General features: G+C 74.6%; 17 protein-coding genes and 1 pseudogene. 9 read left to right on the top strand and 9 right to left on the bottom strand.

Features of this window, described 5'->3' with window-relative positions; genetic code table 11:
• Positions 1-325 (bottom strand): MFS transporter (locus ACFW1I_RS21290; RefSeq protein WP_384672180.1); only part of this gene is annotated, 325 nt, incomplete at its 3' end.
• Positions 326-456: 131 nt separating this feature from the next.
• Complete coding sequence (locus ACFW1I_RS21295) at positions 457-2,028, bottom strand: serine/threonine-protein kinase (protein WP_384672183.1); 1,572 nt, start codon at positions 2,026-2,028, stop codon at positions 457-459.
• 98 nt (positions 2,029-2,126) lie between these two features.
• On the opposite strand from ACFW1I_RS21295, the gene ACFW1I_RS21300 reads away from it, so the two are divergent.
• From ACFW1I_RS21300 to ACFW1I_RS21330, 7 genes and pseudogenes are all read left to right on the top strand, one after another.
• Positions 2,127-2,675, top strand: a complete 549-nt coding sequence (locus ACFW1I_RS21300) for a GNAT family N-acetyltransferase (RefSeq protein ID WP_384672185.1) — start codon at positions 2,127-2,129, stop codon at positions 2,673-2,675.
• Positions 2,676-2,956: 281 nt separating this feature from the next.
• Entirely contained in the window at positions 2,957-3,937 is a 981-nt protein-coding gene (locus ACFW1I_RS21305; RefSeq protein WP_384672188.1) for a hypothetical protein, read from the top strand.
• A gap of 174 nt (positions 3,938-4,111) precedes the next feature.
• Positions 4,112-5,386 (top strand): annotated as a pseudogene (gene thrS, locus ACFW1I_RS21310) (threonine--tRNA ligase); the annotation flags it as partial.
• A 188-nt stretch (positions 5,387-5,574) separates the two neighbouring features.
• Positions 5,575-6,567: an ArsR family transcriptional regulator gene (locus ACFW1I_RS21315; RefSeq protein ID WP_384672191.1), complete on the top strand. Its 993-nt coding sequence runs from the start codon at positions 5,575-5,577 to the stop codon at positions 6,565-6,567.
• 109 nt (positions 6,568-6,676) lie between these two features.
• Positions 6,677-7,351 carry a DUF998 domain-containing protein gene (locus tag ACFW1I_RS21320; protein WP_384672193.1) on the top strand — a complete coding sequence of 225 codons (675 nt, stop codon included), beginning with the start codon at positions 6,677-6,679 and terminating at the stop codon, positions 7,349-7,351.
• A gap of 73 nt (positions 7,352-7,424) precedes the next feature.
• Positions 7,425-7,988 (top strand): DUF4291 domain-containing protein, encoded by a 564-nt coding sequence (locus ACFW1I_RS21325; RefSeq protein WP_384672195.1) that lies wholly within the window; start codon positions 7,425-7,427, stop codon positions 7,986-7,988.
• 218 nt (positions 7,989-8,206) lie between these two features.
• Positions 8,207-9,247, top strand: a complete 1,041-nt coding sequence (locus tag ACFW1I_RS21330) for a vWA domain-containing protein (protein ID WP_384672197.1) — start codon at positions 8,207-8,209, stop codon at positions 9,245-9,247.
• Positions 9,248-9,256: 9 nt separating this feature from the next.
• Here ACFW1I_RS21330 and ACFW1I_RS21335 read toward each other — a convergent pair whose 3' ends face one another.
• A complete protein-coding gene (locus tag ACFW1I_RS21335) occupies positions 9,257-9,667 on the bottom strand; it encodes a hypothetical protein (RefSeq protein ID WP_384672198.1) in 411 nt (136 codons plus the stop codon).
• A 46-nt stretch (positions 9,668-9,713) separates the two neighbouring features.
• Between ACFW1I_RS21335 and ACFW1I_RS21340 the strand changes: the two genes are divergently transcribed.
• Complete coding sequence (locus ACFW1I_RS21340) at positions 9,714-10,364, top strand: TetR/AcrR family transcriptional regulator (protein WP_384672278.1); 651 nt, start codon at positions 9,714-9,716, stop codon at positions 10,362-10,364.
• Between the two features lie 18 nt (positions 10,365-10,382).
• Here ACFW1I_RS21340 and ACFW1I_RS21345 read toward each other — a convergent pair whose 3' ends face one another.
• The 5 genes from ACFW1I_RS21345 to ACFW1I_RS21365 form a co-directional block, all read right to left on the bottom strand.
• Positions 10,383-10,883 carry a hypothetical protein gene (locus tag ACFW1I_RS21345; RefSeq protein WP_384672200.1) on the bottom strand — a complete coding sequence of 167 codons (501 nt, stop codon included), beginning with the start codon at positions 10,881-10,883 and terminating at the stop codon, positions 10,383-10,385.
• Complete coding sequence (locus ACFW1I_RS21350) at positions 10,880-11,302, bottom strand: hypothetical protein (RefSeq protein WP_384672202.1); 423 nt, start codon at positions 11,300-11,302, stop codon at positions 10,880-10,882. Before ACFW1I_RS21350 ends, ACFW1I_RS21345 begins: the two co-directional genes overlap by 4 nt.
• 106 nt (positions 11,303-11,408) lie before the next feature.
• Positions 11,409-14,456, bottom strand: a complete 3,048-nt coding sequence (locus ACFW1I_RS21355) for a hypothetical protein (RefSeq protein ID WP_384672204.1) — start codon at positions 14,454-14,456, stop codon at positions 11,409-11,411.
• 2 nt (positions 14,457-14,458) lie between these two features.
• Entirely contained in the window at positions 14,459-16,357 is a 1,899-nt protein-coding gene (locus ACFW1I_RS21360) for an HSP90 family protein (RefSeq protein WP_384672206.1), read from the bottom strand.
• A 297-nt stretch (positions 16,358-16,654) separates the two neighbouring features.
• Positions 16,655-17,632: a hypothetical protein gene (locus ACFW1I_RS21365; protein ID WP_384672209.1), complete on the bottom strand. Its 978-nt coding sequence runs from the start codon at positions 17,630-17,632 to the stop codon at positions 16,655-16,657.
• Between the two features lie 179 nt (positions 17,633-17,811).
• Between ACFW1I_RS21365 and ACFW1I_RS21370 the strand changes: the two genes are divergently transcribed.
• Positions 17,812-19,026 (top strand): glycosyltransferase, encoded by a 1,215-nt coding sequence (locus ACFW1I_RS21370; protein ID WP_384672211.1) that lies wholly within the window; start codon positions 17,812-17,814, stop codon positions 19,024-19,026.
• On the opposite strand, the gene ACFW1I_RS21375 is transcribed toward ACFW1I_RS21370, so the two are convergent.
• A complete protein-coding gene (locus tag ACFW1I_RS21375; protein ID WP_384672213.1) occupies positions 19,023-20,039 on the bottom strand; it encodes an RNA polymerase sigma-70 factor in 1,017 nt (338 codons plus the stop codon). The two genes, ACFW1I_RS21370 and ACFW1I_RS21375, sit on opposite strands and share 4 nt — an antisense overlap.
• Between the last annotated feature and the right edge of the window lie 42 nt (positions 20,040-20,081).

The raw sequence follows: 20,081 nt of genomic DNA on the forward strand, positions 1-20,081 counted from the left end.
CGCCCACCGACGGGGCGAGCGCGCACAGCAGCGAGGCGACGCCGAACACGGCCAGCCCGCACTGGAACACCCGGCGGCGTCCGAAGCGGTCCGCCCGCGCGCCGGCGGAGATCAGGAGACCGGCCAGGACGAGGGTGTAGGCGTCCACGACCCATTCGAGGCCGCGGGTGTCGACGTCGAGGCCGTGCCCGATGGCGGGCAGGCCCACGTTGACGATGGTGGTGTCCAGCCCGACCAGGAACATGCTCAGGCAGCAGACGGCCAGGACCGTCCAGCGTCTGCGCCTGCTCAGCACGGCCTGGACGGGGTGGGTCGTCGTGGTCATGTCGTCCCTCTGCTCTCCGGCGGCGAATGCGCTGCCAGAGTCGCCCCGGACGGCCCGAACGGCCCATCGTCTTTGCGGGGACGGCAAAAACGATTCCCGGTGTTCCAGGAACTCCCGGGATTCCCGGCCCGTCAGCGGCCGTTGGGCACCGCGCGGAAGCCCGTGCACCCGAAGCGCTTCCAGTCGGCCCTGTCGTCGCCGTCGGCCCGGTAGACGACCACCGTCCAGTCCCCCGCCTTCGCGGTGACGGGCGGGGCACCCGGGAAGTCGCGGGGGTAGACCAGCGACTTCCCGGCGGAGCCGACCCTGACGGGCCGGGAGGTGTGGCCGAATCCCTTCCCTCCGGGCGGCTTCACTCCGGCGACCAGGCGGTACGTCTCCCCGCCGGAGAACGAGAAGCTCACGTCGACCGACGCGGCGCCGGAGCGGTACGTGACCGAGGTCGAGGAGGTGCTGCCCGAGGGGCCCGTCTCCGGCGGTCGGTCGCACTCCCCGGCGCCGAGCCGGGCCTGCTTCGGGTCCTTCGACAGGGCCCATCGGACGTCGGACGCGGACTCGGGGGCGGACTCGGGGGCGGACTCGGACGGGGGCGTGCCGTCGGAGCCTTCGGCGTCGGAGTCGGCTTCGGCGTCGGCGATGGGCGTGCGCCGGGGCGGGGCCGCTTCGCCGCCGGGGCCTCCGTCGCCGCTCCCCGTGCTCCCCCGGTCCCACGCCTCCCAGGCGACCGTGCCCGCCGCACCGGCCAACGCCAGCACCAGCGCCACCGCGCCCCACCGGCTGCGGCGGGCGGGGGCGGGAAGCGTACCCCCGACGCCCGGGTCCGGGTCCGGGTCCGGGTCCGGACCCGGGTCGGGGCTTGGATCGAGGCGCGTGGGCGGCAGAGGTGCTCCGCCCGCGCCGCCGCAGCGCGCGATCACCTCCGCCGTGTCCGGCCGGTCCGCCGGGTCCTTCGCCACACAGGCACGGACCAGTGCGACCAACTCCGGCTCCTGGTGGGCGACTTCGCCGAGATCGATGTCCTCGTGCACCGCCCGGTAGGAGACGGCTTCGGCGAGGCCCTCGCCGAACGGCGGCCGGCCCGTCATGGCGTACGCCATGGTCGCGCCGAGGGCGAAGACGTCGGCGGGCGCGGACGTGTCGTTGCGGAGCAGCACCTCGGGCGCGGTGAAGCCCGGGGTGCCGGGCGCCGCGCCGGTCCTGGTCAGGGCCGTGTCGTCGGGGCCGCGCGCGATCCCGAAGTCGATGAGGCGGGGTCCGTCGGGGGCCAGGATGACGTTCTGCGGCTTGAGGTCCCGGTGGGTGATCCCGTACGCGTGCACGCTCGCCAGCGCCACCGCGAGCGCTTCGAACAGGGCGCGGCACGCGTCCGGTGCCAAAGGGCCCTCGGCGCCGATCTTCTGACGGAGCGTCGGGCCGGGGACGTACTCGGTGGCCAGCCAGTACGGCGCCTCGTCCAGCGAGGCGTCCACCAGGTGCGCGGTGTGCGGGCTGCGGACGGTGCGGACCGTGGCGACCTCCCGCCGGAACCGGGCGAGCGCCTCCCGGTGTCCGGCGATCTCGTCCCGGATCACCTTCAGCGCGACCAGCCCGCCGCCCGGCGAACGCGCCAGATACACCTGCCCCATGCCGCCCGCCCCGAGCCGGCCGAGGAGGGTGTGGTCGCCTATGCGCGCGGGGTCCTGACCAGGTCTCAGTGGGTCCACGCTGCCGTACTGTAGTGCGGTGGCCCCGGCCCCGGGCGCGGCGACGGCCCGGTGCGATCCCCGGTGCGACCGGGCGAACGTCCGGTAGGTTGCCCGCCATGACCGAACTGGGACCTGACACCTGGCCGCCCGCCCCGATATCCACCGAACGCCTCGTGCTCCGCGCCTCCGAGGCCCGTGACCGGGCCGGCTTCATCGAGCTGTTCGCGTCGCCCGAGGTCGGCACGTACGTCGGTGGCGCCCGGCCGCGGGACGAGCTCGAACGCGCGGTTCCCGAGGTGCCCGGGCGGCGGCCCGGCGTCTTCGTGGTGACGCTCGACGACGCGATGATCGGGATGGTCACGCTCGACCCGCGCGGCGCGGACCGGCGGGGTCACGTCCGCCCGGAGGGCGGGGAGACCGAGCTCGGCTACCTGTTCCTGCCGGCGGCGTGGGGGCACGGGTACGCCGCCGAGGCGTGCGTGGCGGTGCTCGACTGGTTCGCCGGCGCGCTGCCCGCCGAGCCGGTGGTGCTCTCCACCCGGAGCGCGAACGACCGCGCGATGCGGCTCGCGGCGAAGCTGGGCTTCACCGAGGTGGAGCGGTTCGAGGAGTACGGCGCCGAGCAGTGGTTCGGGGTGCGGAACCCGGTCCCGCGCTCGGTCTGAGCGATCGGCCCGTCCCGTACAACCCTGGGGGCGGGCCGTGAGTCTCCTCGGGTGATCACGTCCGTGATCGGATCCTCGAGGAGACCATCATCACCGCCATACGCAAGACCCTCACCGCCACTGCCGTCGTCGGCGCCGTCCTGGCGGGCTCCGCCGCCTGCGGGACGGTCGAGCAGCTGTCGGCAGGGAAGAAGCTGGACCAGGCGTTCGAGAAGCTGGGCGAGGCGAAGTCGCTGTCCTTCGAGCTCGACCTGGACGTCGACGCGCGGACGCTCAAGGAGATGGACGCCGCCTCGGACCCGGAGCCCGGCGAGGAGATCCCGGACGAGGCCGCCGAGCTGATCAGCGGCGTGCGGATCGGCGTCACCGTGGAGTCGAGGAAGCCGCTCGGCGAGTCCGGGGAGGAGGACTTCGTCGGGACGGCGATGAAGGTGAGCACCCGGGAAGGCGACCTGTTCGAGTACCGGGTCGTCGGCGACCGCACCTACCTGCGGGCCGACCTCCAGAAGATCAGCTCGTCGATGAGCGTGCCCATGCCGCCCGTCGACGAACTGCCCGCGGAGGCCGGCGCCTTCAAGAAGGCGCTGGAGGGCGAGTGGGTCACGTTCGACACCGCGGAGATGGAGAAGGCCGGCCGGGAACTGGCCGAGGCGCCGGGCGGCGAAGGGACCGCGAGCGGCGAGCCGTCGCCCGCGCCCACCCTGGACGCCGAGACCCAGAAGAAGCTTCTGGAGGCCCTGCGCGAAGTCGTGGCCCGTGACGTCGACTTCGCGACGGCGGGCGGCGAGGACGGCACCGAGCGGATCTCGGCCACGGCGCCGTTCCGCACGCTGATCACCGACCTGTTCGCCAAGATCCGTCCGCTCTCCCAGGAGCTGCCGCCGGGCGTCGAACTGCCGTCGGACAGCGACCTGAAGGACGCGCCGGACAGCAAGGTCACGGCCGACTTCACGCTCAAGAACGGCGAGCTGAAGGAGGTGTACGTCGACCTCGCGCCGCTCGCCGAGGACGTGAAGGTCGAGAAGTTCGGCCTCGCACTGAAGCTGAACGCCGGCATCACTCCGGTCGCGCCCGCCGGCGCCACCGAGCTGGACGTCGACGAGCTCATGGACGGCTTCGCCGGCGCGATGATGCCGGCCGACGAGGAGTTCGGTGACGAGTTCGATGGCGAGTTCGGTGACGAGTTCGATGGCGAGTTCGGTGGCGAGTTCGCCGAGGGCGACCCCGGCATCGACACCGAGGGACTCGACGCCGTCGAGTAGCCCACCCCGCGCGCGAAAACAAGGTGCCCGCGGCGCGGCTCCCTGTTAACGTCTCCCGCATGAAGCCTGCAGCTGTGACGACGACGCCGGAGAGTGTCCCGGCGCGCTGACCGTTGTCTCAGTCCGAAGCCCCGGGGCGAGTGCCCCGGGGCTTCGCGCTGCGGTCACTCGCCCGATGACCGCGAGGAGACCGCCATGCACGACCACGCACACGACCACGCACAGGACCACGCGCACGACCACCGCAAGCTCGGCCGCGAGCTCGGCCTCTTCGACACCGACCCGCTGATCGGCGCGGGACTGCCGTACTGGCTGCCCGACGGCGCCGCCGTGCGGCACGCCCTGGAGGAGTACATCCGCGACGCCGAACGGCGCGCCGGGTACCGGCACGTGTACTCGCCCGTGCTGGGCAAACGGGAGCTGTACGAGATCTCGGGGCACTGGGCGCACTACAGCGAAGACATGTTCCCGCCGATGGACCTCGGCGGGGAGCAGGTCGTGCTGCGGCCCAGCCTGTGCCCCCACCATGCCCTCATCTACCGCTCCCGGGCGCGCAGTTACCGCGAACTGCCGCTGCGGATGGCCGAGCTGGGCGGCATGTACCGCTCCGAACTCTCTGGGGTGCTGGGCGGGTTGACCAGGGTGCGGGCCATCCAGCTCAACGACGCGCACATCTTCTGCACCCTGGAGCAGGTCGCGGAGGAGGCGCGGGCGGCGCTGGAGATGATCCGGAGGGCGTACGAGGCGCTGGGCGTCGTCCCGGCCCGGTACCGGCTCTCGCTGTCGGGCCCGGGCGGCAAGTACGTCGACGCGCCCGAGATGTGGCGGCGGTCGACCGACCTGCTGACCGAGGCGCTGGACCGGTCCGGGCTGCCCTACGAGGCGGCCGAGGGCGAGGCCGCGTTCTACGGACCCAAGATCGACGTCCAGGTGCGGGACGGAGCCGGCCGGGAGTCCACCCTCTCCACCGTCCAGGTCGACTTCCACCAGCCCGAGCAGTTCGACCTGCGCTACATCGGCGCGGACGGCGCCCGGCACCGCCCGGTGATGGTCCACCGCAGCATCGTCGGCAGTGTGGAACGGGCCGTCGCCCACCTCATCGAGCGGCACGGCGGCGCCTTCCCCGCCTGGCTCGCCCCCACCCAGCTGGCGATCCTCCCGGTCTCCGACGCCGACGTCCCGGCGGCCGTCGCGCTCGCCGACCGCTGCACCGCCCTCGGGCTGCGCGCCGAGGTCGCGCCCCCGGACCGCGGCAGCCTCGGCGCCCGCGTCCGCGCGGCCCGCCTGGTGCCGTACCAGGCCGTTCTCGGCGCCAGGGAGGCCGCGGAGGACCGCCTCTCGCTGCGGCTCCGGGACGGTCGGCGCCCGGGCTCGCTCCCGGTCGCCGACGCGCTCGCGCGCATCGGCGCGCTGGTCCGGGCGCACAGCACCGCACTGTGGGACGACTGATCGCTCCGTGCCGTCGCCCACGCCCGGCCCCGACGGGGCAGGACGGAGCCGGAGGCCCGGGCGTGGGCGGCGGCCACGGAGGCCGAACTCGTGGGCCTCTCAGCCCTGTTGAGCCTCGCGTTTATCGCGCATTGATGACCGCCGCCTACGCTCTCCCCCGCCGATCGTGCCGAACGGGGGGGGACGACATGCTCCGCATTCACTTCAGCGAGACGGATCTGGCGAGGACCAGGATCGCCACCGCGCCCGATCCGCTCTGGGAGGTCGCCGCGAGCCTGCACCGATTACAGTCGCGCCGGGGGCGGTGGGCGTATGCGGGGTGGTACCGCATGGCACGGCAGCAGACGCGGGAGAAGGGGCTGAGCCGCGTGCTGCAGAACGTGTTCCTGCCCCTGTATCCCAGGGCCGCCTACTTTCCGGACTTCCTCACGCCCGCCGACGCGGTGGGCGATCTGGACGCCGGACTGGAGTCCGTCCTGGCCACGCCGCCGCGTCGGGTCCTCCAGGAGGTGACCCTCCTCGACCGGACCGTCGGCGCTCCCCCGTGGGCGAGGCAGTTGGCCGGGCTGGAGGCGCGCCGGGAGTTCGTGGGGATGCTGCGGGCCTATCACGACGCGGTGATCGCCCCGTACGAGGACATGGCGCGGGCCCGGATCGAGGCGGAGCGGGCGGCGCGCGCCCGGGGGCTGCTGGACGGCGGGGTCGAGGGCATGCTCGCGGGGCTCGGGCCGATGCTGCGCTGGCGCCCGCCCGTCCTGGAGGTCGTCTATCCCCGGCAGGTCGAGGACCGGGACCTGTATCTGAACGGACGCGGGCTCACCCTCGTCCCCTCGTACTTCAACTGGGGCGAGCCGGTCGCCTACGCCGACCCGGAGATGCCGCCCGTGCTCTGGTACTCGCTCCTCCACGAGCCGGGCCTCCCGGAAGGCTCCGGTCCGCCCGAGACGTCCCTGACCAGCCTGCTCGGGCGGGCCCGAGCGGTCGCCCTGCACGCCGCGTCCACCGGCGCCACGACCGGGGAGATCGCGCGTGCCGCCGGGGTCTCGGCGTCCTCCGCCAGCAGGCACGCGACCGTGCTGCGCGACGCGGGCCTCGTCACCACCGTCCGGAACGGCCCGACCGTGCTGCACACCCTCACCCCGGCGGGGGCGTCGTTGCTGCGCGCCGCGACACGGGCGTGACGGACGGGGCGGACGGGGCGGACGGGGCGGACGGGACCGATGACTTTGCGCCGCACCGCCGGTCATACAAGCGACACGATCGATACGACGAAGCGAAGAAGGCTCCGAGATGACCGACGCTCTCCTCACCCCCCGTGCCGTACGTTCCGCCGCCCCCGCCTCGCGCACCCTCGTGGGGTGGGCTCTGGCCGGTGGCGCGGCGGCGGGACCGCTGTTCCTCGCGGCGGGTGTCGCCCAGGGGGCCGCGCGGGACGGGTTCTCGTTCGGGCGGCATGCGATCAGTCAGCTCGCCCTCGGCGGGCCGGGATGGATCCAGACCGTGAACTTCCTCGTCGCCGGGGTGCTGTTCGCCGGTGGGGCGTGGGGGCTGCGGCGGATCCTGCGCGGCGGTCCCGGCGGCACCTGGGGGCCCGCCCTGATCGGGGTGTTCGGTGCCTCGTTCTGGCTCGCGGCGGCGTTTCCCGCCGACGCGGGGGCCGGGTTCCCCGCCGGCGCGCCCGACGCGACCGTGCTGAGCGGGCACGGGGCCGTCCACATGTTCGGCGGGATGGTCGGCTACCTCGCCCTGTGCGCCGCCTCCGTGGTGCTCGGCCGGTCGTTCACCGCCCGCGGTCTGCGGGGCTGGGCCCTCGCCTCGCGGATCGTGCCGGTGTTCGTGCTCACGGGCTTCATGGCGTCGGCGGCGTCCGTCCTGGCCTTCACCCTCGGCGCCGGCCTCGGGCTGCTGTGGCTGACCGCGGCGACGGCCCGGCTGGCCAGGGCGACGGCCCCTGCGCGCCGGTGACGGCACGCCGCTACCGGAGCCGACGGGGAAAACGGTTCGCGTGTGCGGGGGCGGCGGTGACAGGGTGCGGCGCATGGCCACCCCGTATGAGATCCGTGCCGATTTCGACGCCGACACGATCGTCGTCTATCAGGCGTACGCGCCCGCCATCGCCGACGCGGCGCTGCGGGCGGGGCGGTTCGTGGCGCCGTTCTCGTTCCACCGGATGACCTGGATCAAGCCGTCGTTCCTGTGGCTGATGCACCGCAGCAACTGGGCTCGCAAGGCGGGTCAGGAACGGATCCTCGCCGTGCGGATCACCCGGCGGGGGTGGGAGGAGGCGCTGTCCCGGGCCGTGCTCACGACCGCGGACCCGGCCGAGGTGGCACGGGCGGCCGTGCACGTCCAGTGGGATCCGGAGCGTTCGCTGCGCGGGGCGGCGCTGAATCAGTACAGCATCCAGGTCGGGCTCGGGCGTTCTGTGATCCGGGCGTTCGCCGAGGACTGGACCGTGGGCCTCACGGATCTCACGCCGCGGGTCCGGAAGGCCGAGGCCCTGGTGCGGGCCGGGCAGGCGGCCAAGGCCCGGCGGCTGCTTCCGCCGGAGCGCGTCTACCCGCTGCCGCGGGCGTCGGAGGGGCTCGCCCTCCCCCGGTGAGCCGGCCACCGCCGAGGCCGGCGGCGCATCTGCGGGCGGTGCACGACGTCGCCGTCGAGCCGGTGGACGGGGTACGGGGGGCCGTCTGACGGTCCTTCCGGCGGCCCCGGCGGCCGGGACGGAGGGAGCGGAGGGGGTGCTTCCGGTCTCGGTCGATTGTCAGTGGCGGGTGAGACGGTAGGAACATCAAGCCGGCAGAAAAGACGGGGAGTTTCGCCGTGTCCGTTTCCCAGAACTACATCAATCACGTCGCCCTCGTGCTGGACGCGAGTTCGTCCATGTCGCACCTGCGGGGCAAGGTCGTCGAGGTCGCGGACCAGCAGATCGCCTACCTCGCCCGCCGCTCGCGGGAGCTGGACCAGGAGACCCGGGTCACCGTGTACGTGTTCGCGGACAAGGTGCAGTGCGTCATCTACGACAAGGACGTGCTGCGGATGCCGTCGCTGAAGCAGCTGTACAAGGTCGGGGGGATGACGGCGCTGCTGGCGGCGGCGCTGAAGTCGCAGCGGGAGCTGGCGCAGACGGCGCAGCTGTACGGCGACCACAGCTTCCTGACCTTCGTGCTGACGGACGGACAGGAGAACGCCAGCCACCGCTGCCCGGACGCGCCGAGCAAGCAGCCGCGCGCGCTGGTGGCGGCCGTGGCCGAGATGATCGAGAAGCAGGACGACAACTGGACGCTGGCCGTCCTGGTGCCGGACCAGATGGGCCGCCGCGAGGCCATGAACTGCGGTTTCCCGAAGGACAACGTGGCCATCTGGGACGCCACGAGCACCCAGGGCCTGGAGGAGGCCGGGCAGGTCATCCAGCAGGCCACCGAGAAGTTCATGGTGGGCCGCACCAAGGGCATCCGGGGGTCGCGCGCGGTGTTCTCCGTGGGCGCCGAGGCGGTGAACCAGAAGACCATCGCTGCGGCCGGCCTCACCCCGGTCGACGCGTCCGGGTACGAGCTGATCCCGGTGGCGCGTGACGTGGCGATCCGCGAGTGGGTGACCGAGTCCGGGCACACGTACCGGACCGGGTGCGCCTTCTACCAGCTGAGCAAGTCGGAGAAGATCCAGGCGCGGAAGCGGATCGCCGTGCTGGAGAAGAAGACCGACCGCGTCTACACGGGACCCGAGGCGCGGGCGCTGCTCGGCCTCCCCGACGAGGAGGTGCGCGTCAAGCCGGACCAGAACGCCGAGTTCACCATCTTCGTGCAGAGCACCAGCGTCAACCGCAAGCTCGTGCCGAACACGCGGCTGCTGCTGATGCACTGACCTCCGGGCTCAGCGGTCCTCCCGGGCGCGCACCGGACGGCCGGCTTCGAGGCCGTACTCCGGCAGGGCGATGTCACCGGCCTTCGCGAACTGCGCGGCGAGGATGCCGCGCATCGGCCACCGGGTCATCGACCGCATGGAGAGGTCACGGAGCCGGATGCCGAGCCGGCTCGACGGGGCGTAGCCGGCGGCGCCGCCGGGCGGGAGCCGCTGGGCCTGGGTGACGTACGGGCGCATGACCGCGTCGTAGCGGCGGAAGGCGTCCTCGTGGGCGCCTTCCGCCGCTACGAGTTCACCGGCCAGGACGTAGGCGCCGACCAGGGCGAGGCTCGTGCCGAGGCCGGTGAGCGGGGTGGCGCAGTAGCCGGCGTCGCCGAGCAACGCCACCCGGCCGCGCGTCCAGCAACGGCCGCCGCACACCGCCCGCCACCCCGACACGGCGCCGGGGGCGCTCGCCCTCGACCGGATCGTCGGGGCCGCCGTCGCGGTCGCCGACGCGGAGGGACTGGGCGCGGTCTCGATGCGGCGGGTCGCGGCCGAACTCGGGGTGGCGACGATGTCGCTCTACCGGCACCTGGCCGACAAGGACGACCTGCTGGTGCGCATGATGGACGCGGCCATCGCCGAGCGGCCGCTGCCCGCCCAGCCGCCGCCGGGCTGGCGCGAGCCGCTCGAACTGGCCGCCCGCCACCTCTGGGGCCTGTTCCGGCTGCACCCCTGGATGGCGCCCGCCCTGTCGATGACCCGGCCGCAGCTCATCACCTCGGCGCTCACCTACAGCGAATGGATCCTGGCCGCCCTGCACACCCGCGGGCTCGACCACCGGACGGCGTTCACCGCCTACCTGACGCTGCTGAACCACGTCCGCGGCCTCGCCCTCAACCTGGAGTCGGAGCGGGAGGCGGAGGCGCAGAGCGGCCTCGACAGCGAGGAGTGGATGGACACCCAGGAGTCGGCCCTGCTGGCCGCGCTGGACACCGGCCGGTACCCGTCGCTCTCCCGCGTCGCGCGGGAGGGTTACGACTGCGATCTCGACGGCCTCTTCGAGTTCGGGCTCCAGCGCCTCCTGGACGGTCTCGCGCCGCTCGTCGACGACGGCTCACCGCCCGGGCCGTGAGAACCCCCGCCGCGCGGGTCAGTCGTCGGCGACCTGGACGGCGACGGCGTAGTGGGTGCCGTCCGTCCCCGCGAGGACGCTGTCGAAGAGCGTGGTGAGCCCGTTCACGGCGCCGCCCGCGTCGTCGTGGTTGGTCCACCAGCTGCCGTCCGGCCCGAGCAGCCGGACCACCCGGTCCGCCGCGCGCCCGGCGGCCTCGACGGGCATGTGGAGGTGGGTCGGCCAGTACAGGTCGACGGCCGCGAGCCGGGCCAGGAACGGGGCCGCCTCCGCCGGCTCCAGCGGTTCCAGCGCGGCGCAGATCTCCGGGACGGGAGGCGGCACCCAGCCGGGGACGAACCGCCGCCACTCCTCGTCCGCCGCGAACTCGGCCAGCACGGCGCGGATCCGCGCCGCCAGTTCGGGCAGGTCCGGGTCCGGCTCGGTGAACCGTCCGGCGGCCACGAACACCCGTGACGGCGTGGCCAGTTCGGCCACGCACGCGCGCAGGTCGGCGAGGAGCGCCTCCGCGGGCGTCACGCCGGCGCCCCCTCCCCGACGCCGGCCCCGGCCCCGGCCCCGAGCCTGTCCAGGACGCGGCCGCGGAGGATCTCGTACTCCTCGCGGAGCCGACGCCACTCGGCCACGGGCGGGCGCGGGACGACGACGCCCTCGGTGACGCTCTCCTCCGGCCCGAACTGCTCACGGGTGAGATCGATCTCGACGCCCCCGCCCAGGCGGTTCCACCAGTGGTAGTCCACGCGCTTCCCGTCGACCAGGACCTCGCCGCGGAGCAGTTCGCCGCCGAGCAGGTCGTTGAGCACCATCGCGGTCACCCCGCACTGGTCCCGCGCCGGATTGTCCTCGGTCCAGCGGGGCCGGTACTCGGGCGTGCAGGTCTCGGCGCTCCAACTGCCGCGCACGGCTCGTTCGATGTCGGAGAGAAGCAAGGGCGTCATGCCGGGGATCATGCCACCCGGCACCGACAGCCGAACGCCGGAGCCCGGGCGCGCGGAAGGGGGCGGGCCCCGGCCGGTCGGGCCGGAGTCCCGCCCCCTTCGGGCGTCAGCGCGACAGGAACTCCTGCCGGAGGGCGTCCAGGACCTGGGCCGCCTCCGGGTGGCCGGAGTTGCGGCAGCGGGCCGCCGTCGTGGTGAGGCGGGCGATGGCCTCGTGGGTGCGCTCCAGGCCGTTGCCCTCGATCAGCGCGGCGACGCGGACCGCCTCGGCGCGCGCGAGTTCGCCCTCCTCGCCGCCCCCCTCGTGGGTGGCGATGGCGGCCTCGGCCTCCGGCAGGGCCTCCTCGAAGCGGCCGGCCTCGGCCAGGACGCGGGCGCGGCGGTAGTGGATCTCGCCGCGCTCGTACCAGACGGCGAAGCCCTCCTCGCCGGGCGGCAGCGCGTCGAGGACCGCGTCGGCGCGGGTCAGGTGTTCGAGGGCCGCGTCGACGCCCTCGGTCTCCTCGGTCCCTTCGGTGTCGCGGCCCTGCATGGTGAGGCGCGCGAACTCCCTCATCATCAGGCAGACGATCGGCGGGTTGGGGGCCTCGGCGTGGGCGGCGACGGCCCGGGCGTAGGCGGTGTCCGCCGCGTCCCAGCGGTCGGCGAGGGCGAGGGTGGTCGCCGCCTCCGCGGCCACCAGGGTGAGGACGGCGCGGTCCTCCTCCGGCCAGCCGGCGACGGTGTCCGCGAGGCGGAGCAGTTCCTCGGCGGCGGGCAGGTACTCCTCCAGGTCGCGCAGGCCCCGGCCGAGGGTCAGGCGGGCCTGGGCGAGGGCCCGTTCGTCGGCGCCGGACGCCGCCTCGTCCGCGAGGACGGACTCCAGCACGGCCACCGCGTCGGCGTTGCGGCCGGAGCGGCCGAGGACCATGGCGAGCTGGAGGCGCGCGTCGGTGGCCTCGCCGGGGTCGCCGGCCTGGTCGAACCGGGCGGCGGCCTCGGAGAGGTGGCGGACGGCGCCGTTGTGGTCGCCGAGGTGCGAGGAGGCGTGGCCGAGCAGCATGTACGTCGGGGCGAGCGCGAAGGACGTGTCGTCGTGGGCGACGGCGTCGGCGATCGCCGAGTGCAGGAGCTCCACCGCCTCCTGCGGCCGGTCCTGGGCGAGCAGGATCTGCGCGAGGAGGGCGGACGGGCGCGGCCGGCGCCAGGGCCGATCGGCGGCTTCGAGGTCCTGGAGCGCGGCGCGCAGTTCCCGCTCGGCGTCGGGCATGGCGCCGCGCCGGGCCATCATGTCGGCGACGAACTGGCGCGCGTTGGCGCTCTGGTGCGGGTAGCCGAGGCGGGTCGCCTCGGCGCGCAGGACGCCGACGGCGTCCTCGAACCGCTCCGTGGCGGCGTCGAGGTCGTCCGCCGGGGCCTCCTCGGCGCCGGAGCCCGGCTGCTCGGCCTGCGCCGCCCTGCCGAGGACGGCGAGGAGTTCCTGGTACGCGGCGAAGGCCGCCGAGTAGCGGACGGAGAGGTACGCCAGGGCGCGCTCGGCGGGCAGATCGGTGCCGAAGACGGCCTCCGCCTCGCCGAGCGGCTCCGCGTCGAAGGGGGTCTCCGCGAGCTGCTTGTCCACCGCGCGCAGCAGTTCGTCGAGCGCGGTCCGGGTCGCGGCGCGGTCCGGGGCGGGCTCGTCGTCGCGGGGGCTCGGGGCGGTGCTCCAGGCGAGGGTGCGGGCGCGGGCGGAGAGGGCGTGCCAGGGCATGGACAGTCGCTCGAAGTGCGCGATGGCGGAGGCGAGTTCCGCGGTGCCCTGGGTGTGGCGGTCGTCCAGCCAGTGCTTCTGGGCCTCGTGCTCGGCGAGTTCGGCGCGGAGCAGGTCCTCGGGGCCGAGGGTGTCGTCGTGCGGTTCGGTGGCGGCGGCGCGGAGTTCGGCGATCCGCGTCCAGAGCCGGGAGTCGCCGGGGTGGCCGTCGCGCGACATGCGGCGGGCCTCGCGCACGAGGGTGGCGTAGTCGTCGGGGATCGCGGTCCGGGCGGCGGCCGGCGCGGTGGTCGCGGCCGGGGTGGTGGCGCGGACGGCGGCGGCCGCGCGCAGGCCGAGCGGCAGCGGCTCGTCGAGCAGCGGGCGGCGGGCGAGCCGTTCCCGGCGCCGGTCGCCGACGGCGCTCGTGCCGTTGCGGGCGTCGAAGGCGGCGGCGAGGGGTTCGGCCTCGGAGCGGACGTGGGCGAGGAGTTCGGCCGCCGTCCAGTCGCGGCCGGGAGGTCCGGCCACGGGGGTGGCGTCGTGGCCGTCCTCGACGAGCCGGGCGAGGAGCACCTCGGCGCCGGTGAGGAAGCCGAGGCGGTCGAGCGGGGCGCCCGTCGCCTCGAAGAGGGGGCGGTTCTCGGCGAGGATCTCCAGGCCGCGGCCCTCGTTGCGGGAGAGGGCGCAGAACTCCAGGTGGAGGCCGACCTCGGCCTGCATGCCGGTGTTGCCGCGCACCTTGCGGTAGCCGGTGAGGTGGTGGGAGCGGGCCTCGTCGGTGCGGCCGGTGCGGAGCAGCGGCAGCAGGGCGCGGGCCTGGCTCATCTGCGGTTCCTCGCTGCAGACCTGCTCGCCGTCGAGGACGGGCCGCCAGATGTCGAGGGCCGTGGCGTCGTCGCCGGTGGTGACCCGGTACCAGGCGTGGTGCCGGGTCTCGCACGCCTCGCAGTCGCTGAGTTCGGTGCGGGGGCGGGTGGCCCACAGGTCGTAGGCGTCGGGGACGCCGGTGCCGGTGTGGTGGGCGAGGTGGTAGCGCATGGCGGCCACGGGCTGGACGCCGTGGTCGGCGGCCTCGTACCGCTCGCGCATCTGGTCGATCCAGCCGCCGACGGTGGCCAGCGGCATCTCGGGGACCTGAAGGAGGGAGGTGGTGACCCACTTGAAGCGCCAGAAGACCTGGTGGGCCTCGTAGGGGCTGAAGGAGTCGGGCGCGGTGTCCCACAGCTTGAGGATGCGGGCGAAGGCGACGGGCGACTTGCGCTGCTCGCCGGTGAACTCGTACGCCGTCATGAGTTCGAGGAGGGCGGTGACGAGCACGTCGGGCTTGTCGAAGGCCTCGGCGGCCTCGACGAGTTCCTCGGCGGTGACGGTGCGCGCCAGTCCGTGGGGGCGCTCGTGGTTCTCGCGGAGCGCCTCGACGACGGCCTCGGGGGTGTCCAGCATCTCTACAGTTCCTTCCGGGGCTCGGAGCCGGGGGCGGCGTCGCCCGGGTGGTGCATGGCGTGGGTGAGCAGGCCGATGAAGGCCCGGTTGAGCAGGGCGCTCTCGCTGGCGCGCAGCGGGCGGCGGCTGAGCAGCAGCGCCTGGCCGTAGAGGGCTTCGGCGGTGGTGACGGCGAGACCGCGTTCGCCGATGGTGAGGGCCTGGCGGACCAGCGGGTTGAGGTGGTTGAGGACGAGCTGGGCGCGCGGGGTCTCGTTCCGGAGCGAGCCGAGGATGTCGGCCCACAGGCCGTCGCTGTCGGCGGCGAGGCTCGACCGGGTGCGTTCGTGCCTCGCGTCGCGGTTGTCGAGGAGCAGCGCGGGGGCGGTGACGGGCTGGAAGTCGCGCAGGACGACGTCGCAGTCGTGGACGCCGATGGTCTCGCGGGCGACGGCGAGGAAGGCGGCGGCGCGGAGTTCGGCGCCGGGGTCGACGGCGTCGAGGTGGGCGGTGACGGTGGCCGGGTCGAGGTCGGTGACGGTGGTGCCGGGCCGGATCTCGGGCAGCCGGTGGACGAGGTCGCGGTCGTAGGTGTAGCCGCCGTTGACGACGCCGAGTCCGGCGGCGGAGGCGATCGGCGCGACCTGGCGGAACTCCTCGACGCTGCGCGTGACGAGGAGCGTGGGGTGGGTCCGCGCGAACTCCTCCAGGGTGACGTTGCCGTCGGTGGTCTCGAACGGCAGCCACGGCAGCACGATGCGCAGCAGCTCGTCGTCGTAGCGGGCGAGCGCCTTGACGGCGAGGTGGTGGGTGTCGATGAAGCGGTGGAGGAGGGCGGGGTCGCTGGCGGCGAGCCCGGTGAGCCAGTCGCGGATGCGGTCGCCGAGGGCGTCCCGTACGGCGGACAGCGTGCCGTCCTCGTACAGCGATTCGCGGGAGGCGGTCGGCCGCAGGCTGGTGGTGTCGACGACGCAGCGGACGAAGAACGCCCATTCGGGGAGCAGTTCGGGCGCCTGGTCGGTGAGCAGCATGCCCTTGAGGTGGACGCGGTGGCCGGCGCGCTGGGCCGGGCTCACGGCGGTCGGCAGGACGTAGGCGACACCGCGCAGTCCGGCGGCCGGCAGGTCCAGCTCGATGGTGTCGAGCGGGGTGAAGTCGAAGAGGTCGCGGCAGTACGCGGTGTACGCCTCGCGCTTGGCGAGCGGGGAGCGGTGGGTCTTCTCCCACGGCGGGGCCTCGTTGACGCGGTGGGTCTCGCCGCGCGGGTCGACGACGGTGACCTCGTGGCGGAGGAGTCCGCCGTAGTGCCGGGCGAGGGTGACGACCTGGTGGGGGCTGGTCCACTCGGCGTTGTCGGCGCGCGGGACGAGCTTCACCGTGGTGCCGGGCTCGGGGAGGGTCGCGGTGGGCAGGGTGCGGATGGTGTAGCGGCCGTCGGAGTGGCCGCGCCATTCGACGGTGGGCGCGGCCGGGTCGGCGGCGGACCGGCTCAGGACGGTGATCTCGTCGGCGACGACGAAGCAGGCGAGCAGGCCGATGCCGAACTGGCCGATGAAGTCGCCGCGCTCGGCGGCGAGCCCCGCGCCGTCCAGGCCGCCGTCGGCGGTCCGCTTGGAGCTGCGTCCGATGGTGGCGAGGAAGCGGTGCACGTCGGCCTCGGAGAGGCCGATGCCGGTGTCCGTGACGGTCAGCGTCTCGCCGGTGCGCACGGTGATCGTGCCGGGGGCGCCGAGGGTGAGGGCCTGGCGGGCGGTGATGGCGTCGACGGCGTTCTGGAGCAGTTCGCGCAGGTAGACGCGGGGGCTGGAGTAGAGGTGGTGGGAGAGCAGGTCGACGAGGCCGCGCAGGTCCACCTGGAAGGTGTGGGCGGTCTCGCCGGTCGGGGAGTTCAGGGGGTTCGGGGAGGTCTCGGAGTGGGACACCTGGCGCGGTCCTTCGGTGCGCGCCCGCGCGGTGTGGGGCGCGGGCGGGGTGCGATGGGGTGGGACGGGGTACGAGGGGTGGTGCGGGGGCCGGTACGGGTGGGGCGGCGGCCCGTGCGGGCTCCGGGTTCGGCGGCGGACCGCCGCGGCGGGCCGCCGTCCCGGGTCGCGGCCCGTGTGCGGGGCGCGTGGCGGGGGCCGTGTGCGGGGCGCGTGGCGGGGGCCGTCTTCGGCGGGCGGGGCCGGAGCCGTACCCCTACCCGACCCGTGCCCGGCCGTGCCGTTCCGCCCCGCCGCTCAGCGTCCGGCGTAGGAGCGGTGCTCCTTGTACGCCTTGGCCGGGTCGGAGCCGTCGAGGTAGTACCAGGGGAACTCGGTGACGCGTCCCTCCGTGGCCCGGAAGCACTCCCGCGCCGAGGCGACGTCGCCGGCCAGCGAGAACGCCATGGCGAAGGTGTTGTACACCTGGAGCCAGCCGCGCCCGCGGACGAAGTCCGGGTGGCGGACGGAGTGGTCGGCCGCCTCGTTGAGGGAGGCGATCACCTCGGGCCGGCGGATGTAGCGGGCGTCGGGGCCGGAGTCGAGGGCGAGCCAGTGCTCCAGGTGCGCGACGGCGACGAGCTGTCCGAGGAGCGTCCCGCCGGGCGCGCCGAAGGCGGACGCGCGGGCGAAGGCGTGCATCTCCTCGTGGGAGCCGCTCCACTTCTCGCAGACCTGCTGCAGCTGCTGCTGGTGCGCGCCCAGGTGGTGCGGGTCGCGGCGCACGGTCGCCTCGAAGCGGCGCCGTGCGACGTCGGGGCCGACCTGGAGTCCGCGCCCGGTGACCTGGAGGCCGTACCAGGGCGAGGTCCAGCCGGGTTCGCGCTCGGCGACCTCGTACAGCCAGGTCTCGGCCGTGGCCAGCCGCTCGTGGAAGATCTGGAACTGCTCGCGGGAGACGTCCTTGGCGCGGGCGCCCGTCCGGGCCTCCCAGCCCCAGCTGATGTGCCGGATGGCGGCGACGAGGCGGGGCAGCGGGGCGTCGGGCTCGGCCGCCATGACGTCGGCGATCCACCGCTCCACCCCGGCGACGTCCCCGACGGCCCACAGGAGACCGGTGCGGTCCTCGCTCTCGGGCCGCGCGTCGAGGACGTCCCGTACGGTCGCCCAGTCCCCGGCCTCGGCGGCCGCGCGCACGCGCGGCACCTCCGGGTCGCCCGCGTCCTCGTCGACGCGCGCGACGGGCCGGCCCGTCCATCGTCCCAGCGTGATGCCCACGTCACGGAGCAACGCCATGTCCCCACCCCTTGTTGTGTTCACACGAGGTGGCTGATGATCGTCCCACCCCGTGGGTGTAGTGACTATCACGCGCGACCGACAATCGCACACCCGTATGGAGGCGCAGGTCAGGTCGGCCGGACGGCGGCGGGGAGCGGATTCCGGCGGCACCGGGTGGAGAAGGGGGAGAGTGCGGCATGCGGGTGGTGTTGTCCACGTACGGGGCGCGCGGGAGCGTGGAGCCGATGGCGGGGCTCGCGGTGCGGCTGCGGGAGCGGGGCGCGGAGGTGCGGGTGTGCGCGCCGCCCGACGTGGAGTTCGCGGAGCTGCTGGCCGCGGCGGGTGTGGTGGCGGTGCCCGTCGCGGCGCCGGTGCGTCCGCTGGTGACGACGGTGAAGCCGGGTTCGGCGGAGGGTCTCGCGCGACGGGCGGCCGATCTGATGGCAGCGCAGTTCGGCGCGGTCGCCGAGGCGGCCGAGGGGTGCGACGTGCTGGTGGCGACGGGCCCGCTGCCGGTCACCGCGGGCGCGCGGTCGGTGGCCGAACTCCTGGGCGTCCGCCACGTGTACGTCACGCACACGCCGGTCGTCCTGCCCGCCCCGCACCAGCCGCCGCCGGGGCGGCGGGGCCGGCCGCTGCCGCCGGAGGTGAAGGACAACGCTGAGCTGTGGGACCTGGACGCCCGGCTCGCGGACGACATGTTCGGGGAGACGTTGAACGGTCTGCGGGCGTCGGCTGGTCTGGCCCCGGTGTCGAACGTCCGCGACTACGCCTTCACCGACCGCCCCTGGCTGGCGGCGGACCCCGTCCTGAGCCCGTGGCGGCCGACCGGCCTCGACGTCGTGGCGACCGGGGCGTGGTTGCGCCCCGACGGCGGCCGGCTGCCCGCCGAGGTGACGGCCTTCCTGGCGGCCGGCGCCCCGCCGGTGTACGTGGGCTTCGGCAGCACGCCCCTCGGTACGCGGGCCGCCGGGATCGCCCGGGCGGCCGTCGAGGCGGTCCGGGACCGGGGCCACCGCGTGATCGTGGCGCGCGGCTGGGCCGGGCTCGACGCGCCGGACGCCGGCGACGACTGTCTGACGGTCGGCGAGGTCGACCACCGGGCGCTGTTCGCCCGGGTGGCCGCGGTGGTCCACCACGGCGGCGCGGGCACCACGACCACGGCGGCCCGGGCCGGCGTGCCCCAGGTGATCGTCCCTCAGAGCGGCGACCAGCCGTACTGGGCCGGCCGGGCGAGCGCCCTGGGCGTCGCCGTGACCCACGACGCCCCGACCCCCACCGCCGGCACCCTGTCCGAGGCGCTGGCGCGGGCGCTCCACCCCGATGTCCGGTCACGTGCCTGGGCCGTGCGCGGCACGGTCCGGGACGACGGGGCGTCGGTGGCGGCGCGGCTGCTGCACGGGACCGCCTAGGGCGCCGCCGGAGTCGGTGCGGGGTGCGCCGACGGCTCGTCGTCGGCGTGGCGGCGCAGGGGTGTCTCGCGGTGGAGGTGGTGCAGCTTCTCCGGGTTGCGCACGGCGTAGAGGCCGGTGACGAGGCCGTCGGCGACGCGGAGGGCGAGGACGGTGTCCACGGCGTCGGCGGGCCGCGCGGTGCCGTCCGTCCCGGGGAGGTGGACGGTGAGCGCCGGGGCGCCGTTGATCTTCGCCGGGCGGAGGGTCGCGGTGGCGGCGAGTCGTGCCAGCACCCGGGCGACCTGCTCGGCGCCCACGACGGGGGCGAGCGCGGCCCGGACCACGCCGCCGCCGTCGGTGAGGAGGACGACGTCCGGCGCGAGGGTGTCGAGGAGGCGCTGGAGGTCGCCCGTCTCGACCGCCCGGCGGAACGCCTCGACCGTGCGCCGGGTGTCCTCCGCCGAGGCCACTCCGCGCGGGCGGCGGGCGGCGACGTGGGCGCGGGCGCGGTGGGCGATCTGGCGGACGGCGGCGGGGCTCTTGCCGACGGCCTCGGCGATCTCGTCGTACCCGAGGTCGAACACCTCGCGCAGCACGAAGACGGCCCGCTCGGTCGGCGCGAGCGTCTCCATCACCAGCATCATCGCCATCGACACGCTCTCGGCCAGTTCGACGTCCTCGGCCACGTCCGGCGCGGTCAGCAGCGGCTCCGGCAGCCAGGGGCCGACGTACGACTCCTTGCGCCGCCCGAGCGCGCGCAGCTGGCTCAGCGCCTGGCGGGTGGCGATCCGCACGAGGTAGGCCCGCGGGTCCCGCACGGTGCCGGGGTCGACGCCGACCCAGCGCAGCCAGGTCTCCTGGAGGGCGTCCTCCGCGTCGGCGGCGGAGCCGAGGAGTTCGTACGCGACGGTGAAGAGGAGGTTGCGGTGGCGGACGAAGGCCCGGGTGACGGCGTCCGTGCGGTCGTGGGTCTGCCGTCCGTCCGTGGCCGGGCCGGCCTCGGTGCGTGCGGTCGCGGTGCGGTCGTTCATCGTCGGGTCCCGTCCCTCGGTGTCGCTTGCGCGCTGCACACG

It is taken from the genome of Streptomyces sp. NPDC058955, from assembly GCF_042741435.1.
GTDB lineage: Bacteria > Actinomycetota > Actinomycetes > Streptomycetales > Streptomycetaceae > Streptomyces.

Excerpts from the sequence above, each read along its gene's own strand:
- ACFW1I_RS21355 (WP_384672204.1), bottom strand. The coding sequence starts at position 14,456 with ATGCTGGACACCCCCGAGGCCGTCGTCGAGGCGCTCCGCGAGAACCAC.
- ACFW1I_RS21375 (WP_384672213.1), bottom strand. The coding sequence starts at position 20,039 with ATGAACGACCGCACCGCGACCGCACGCACCGAGGCCGGCCCGGCCACG.
- ACFW1I_RS21350 (WP_384672202.1), bottom strand. The coding sequence starts at position 11,302 with ATGACGCCCTTGCTTCTCTCCGACATCGAACGAGCCGTGCGCGGCAGT.
- ACFW1I_RS21370 (WP_384672211.1), top strand. The coding sequence starts at position 17,812 with ATGCGGGTGGTGTTGTCCACGTACGGGGCGCGCGGGAGCGTGGAGCCG.
- ACFW1I_RS21365 (WP_384672209.1), bottom strand. The coding sequence starts at position 17,632 with ATGGCGTTGCTCCGTGACGTGGGCATCACGCTGGGACGATGGACGGGC.
- ACFW1I_RS21320 (WP_384672193.1), top strand. The coding sequence starts at position 6,677 with ATGACCGACGCTCTCCTCACCCCCCGTGCCGTACGTTCCGCCGCCCCC.
- ACFW1I_RS21315 (WP_384672191.1), top strand. The coding sequence starts at position 5,575 with ATGCTCCGCATTCACTTCAGCGAGACGGATCTGGCGAGGACCAGGATC.
- ACFW1I_RS21305 (WP_384672188.1), top strand. The coding sequence starts at position 2,957 with ATGGACGCCGCCTCGGACCCGGAGCCCGGCGAGGAGATCCCGGACGAG.
- ACFW1I_RS21300 (WP_384672185.1), top strand. The coding sequence starts at position 2,127 with ATGACCGAACTGGGACCTGACACCTGGCCGCCCGCCCCGATATCCACC.
- ACFW1I_RS21325 (WP_384672195.1), top strand. The coding sequence starts at position 7,425 with ATGGCCACCCCGTATGAGATCCGTGCCGATTTCGACGCCGACACGATC.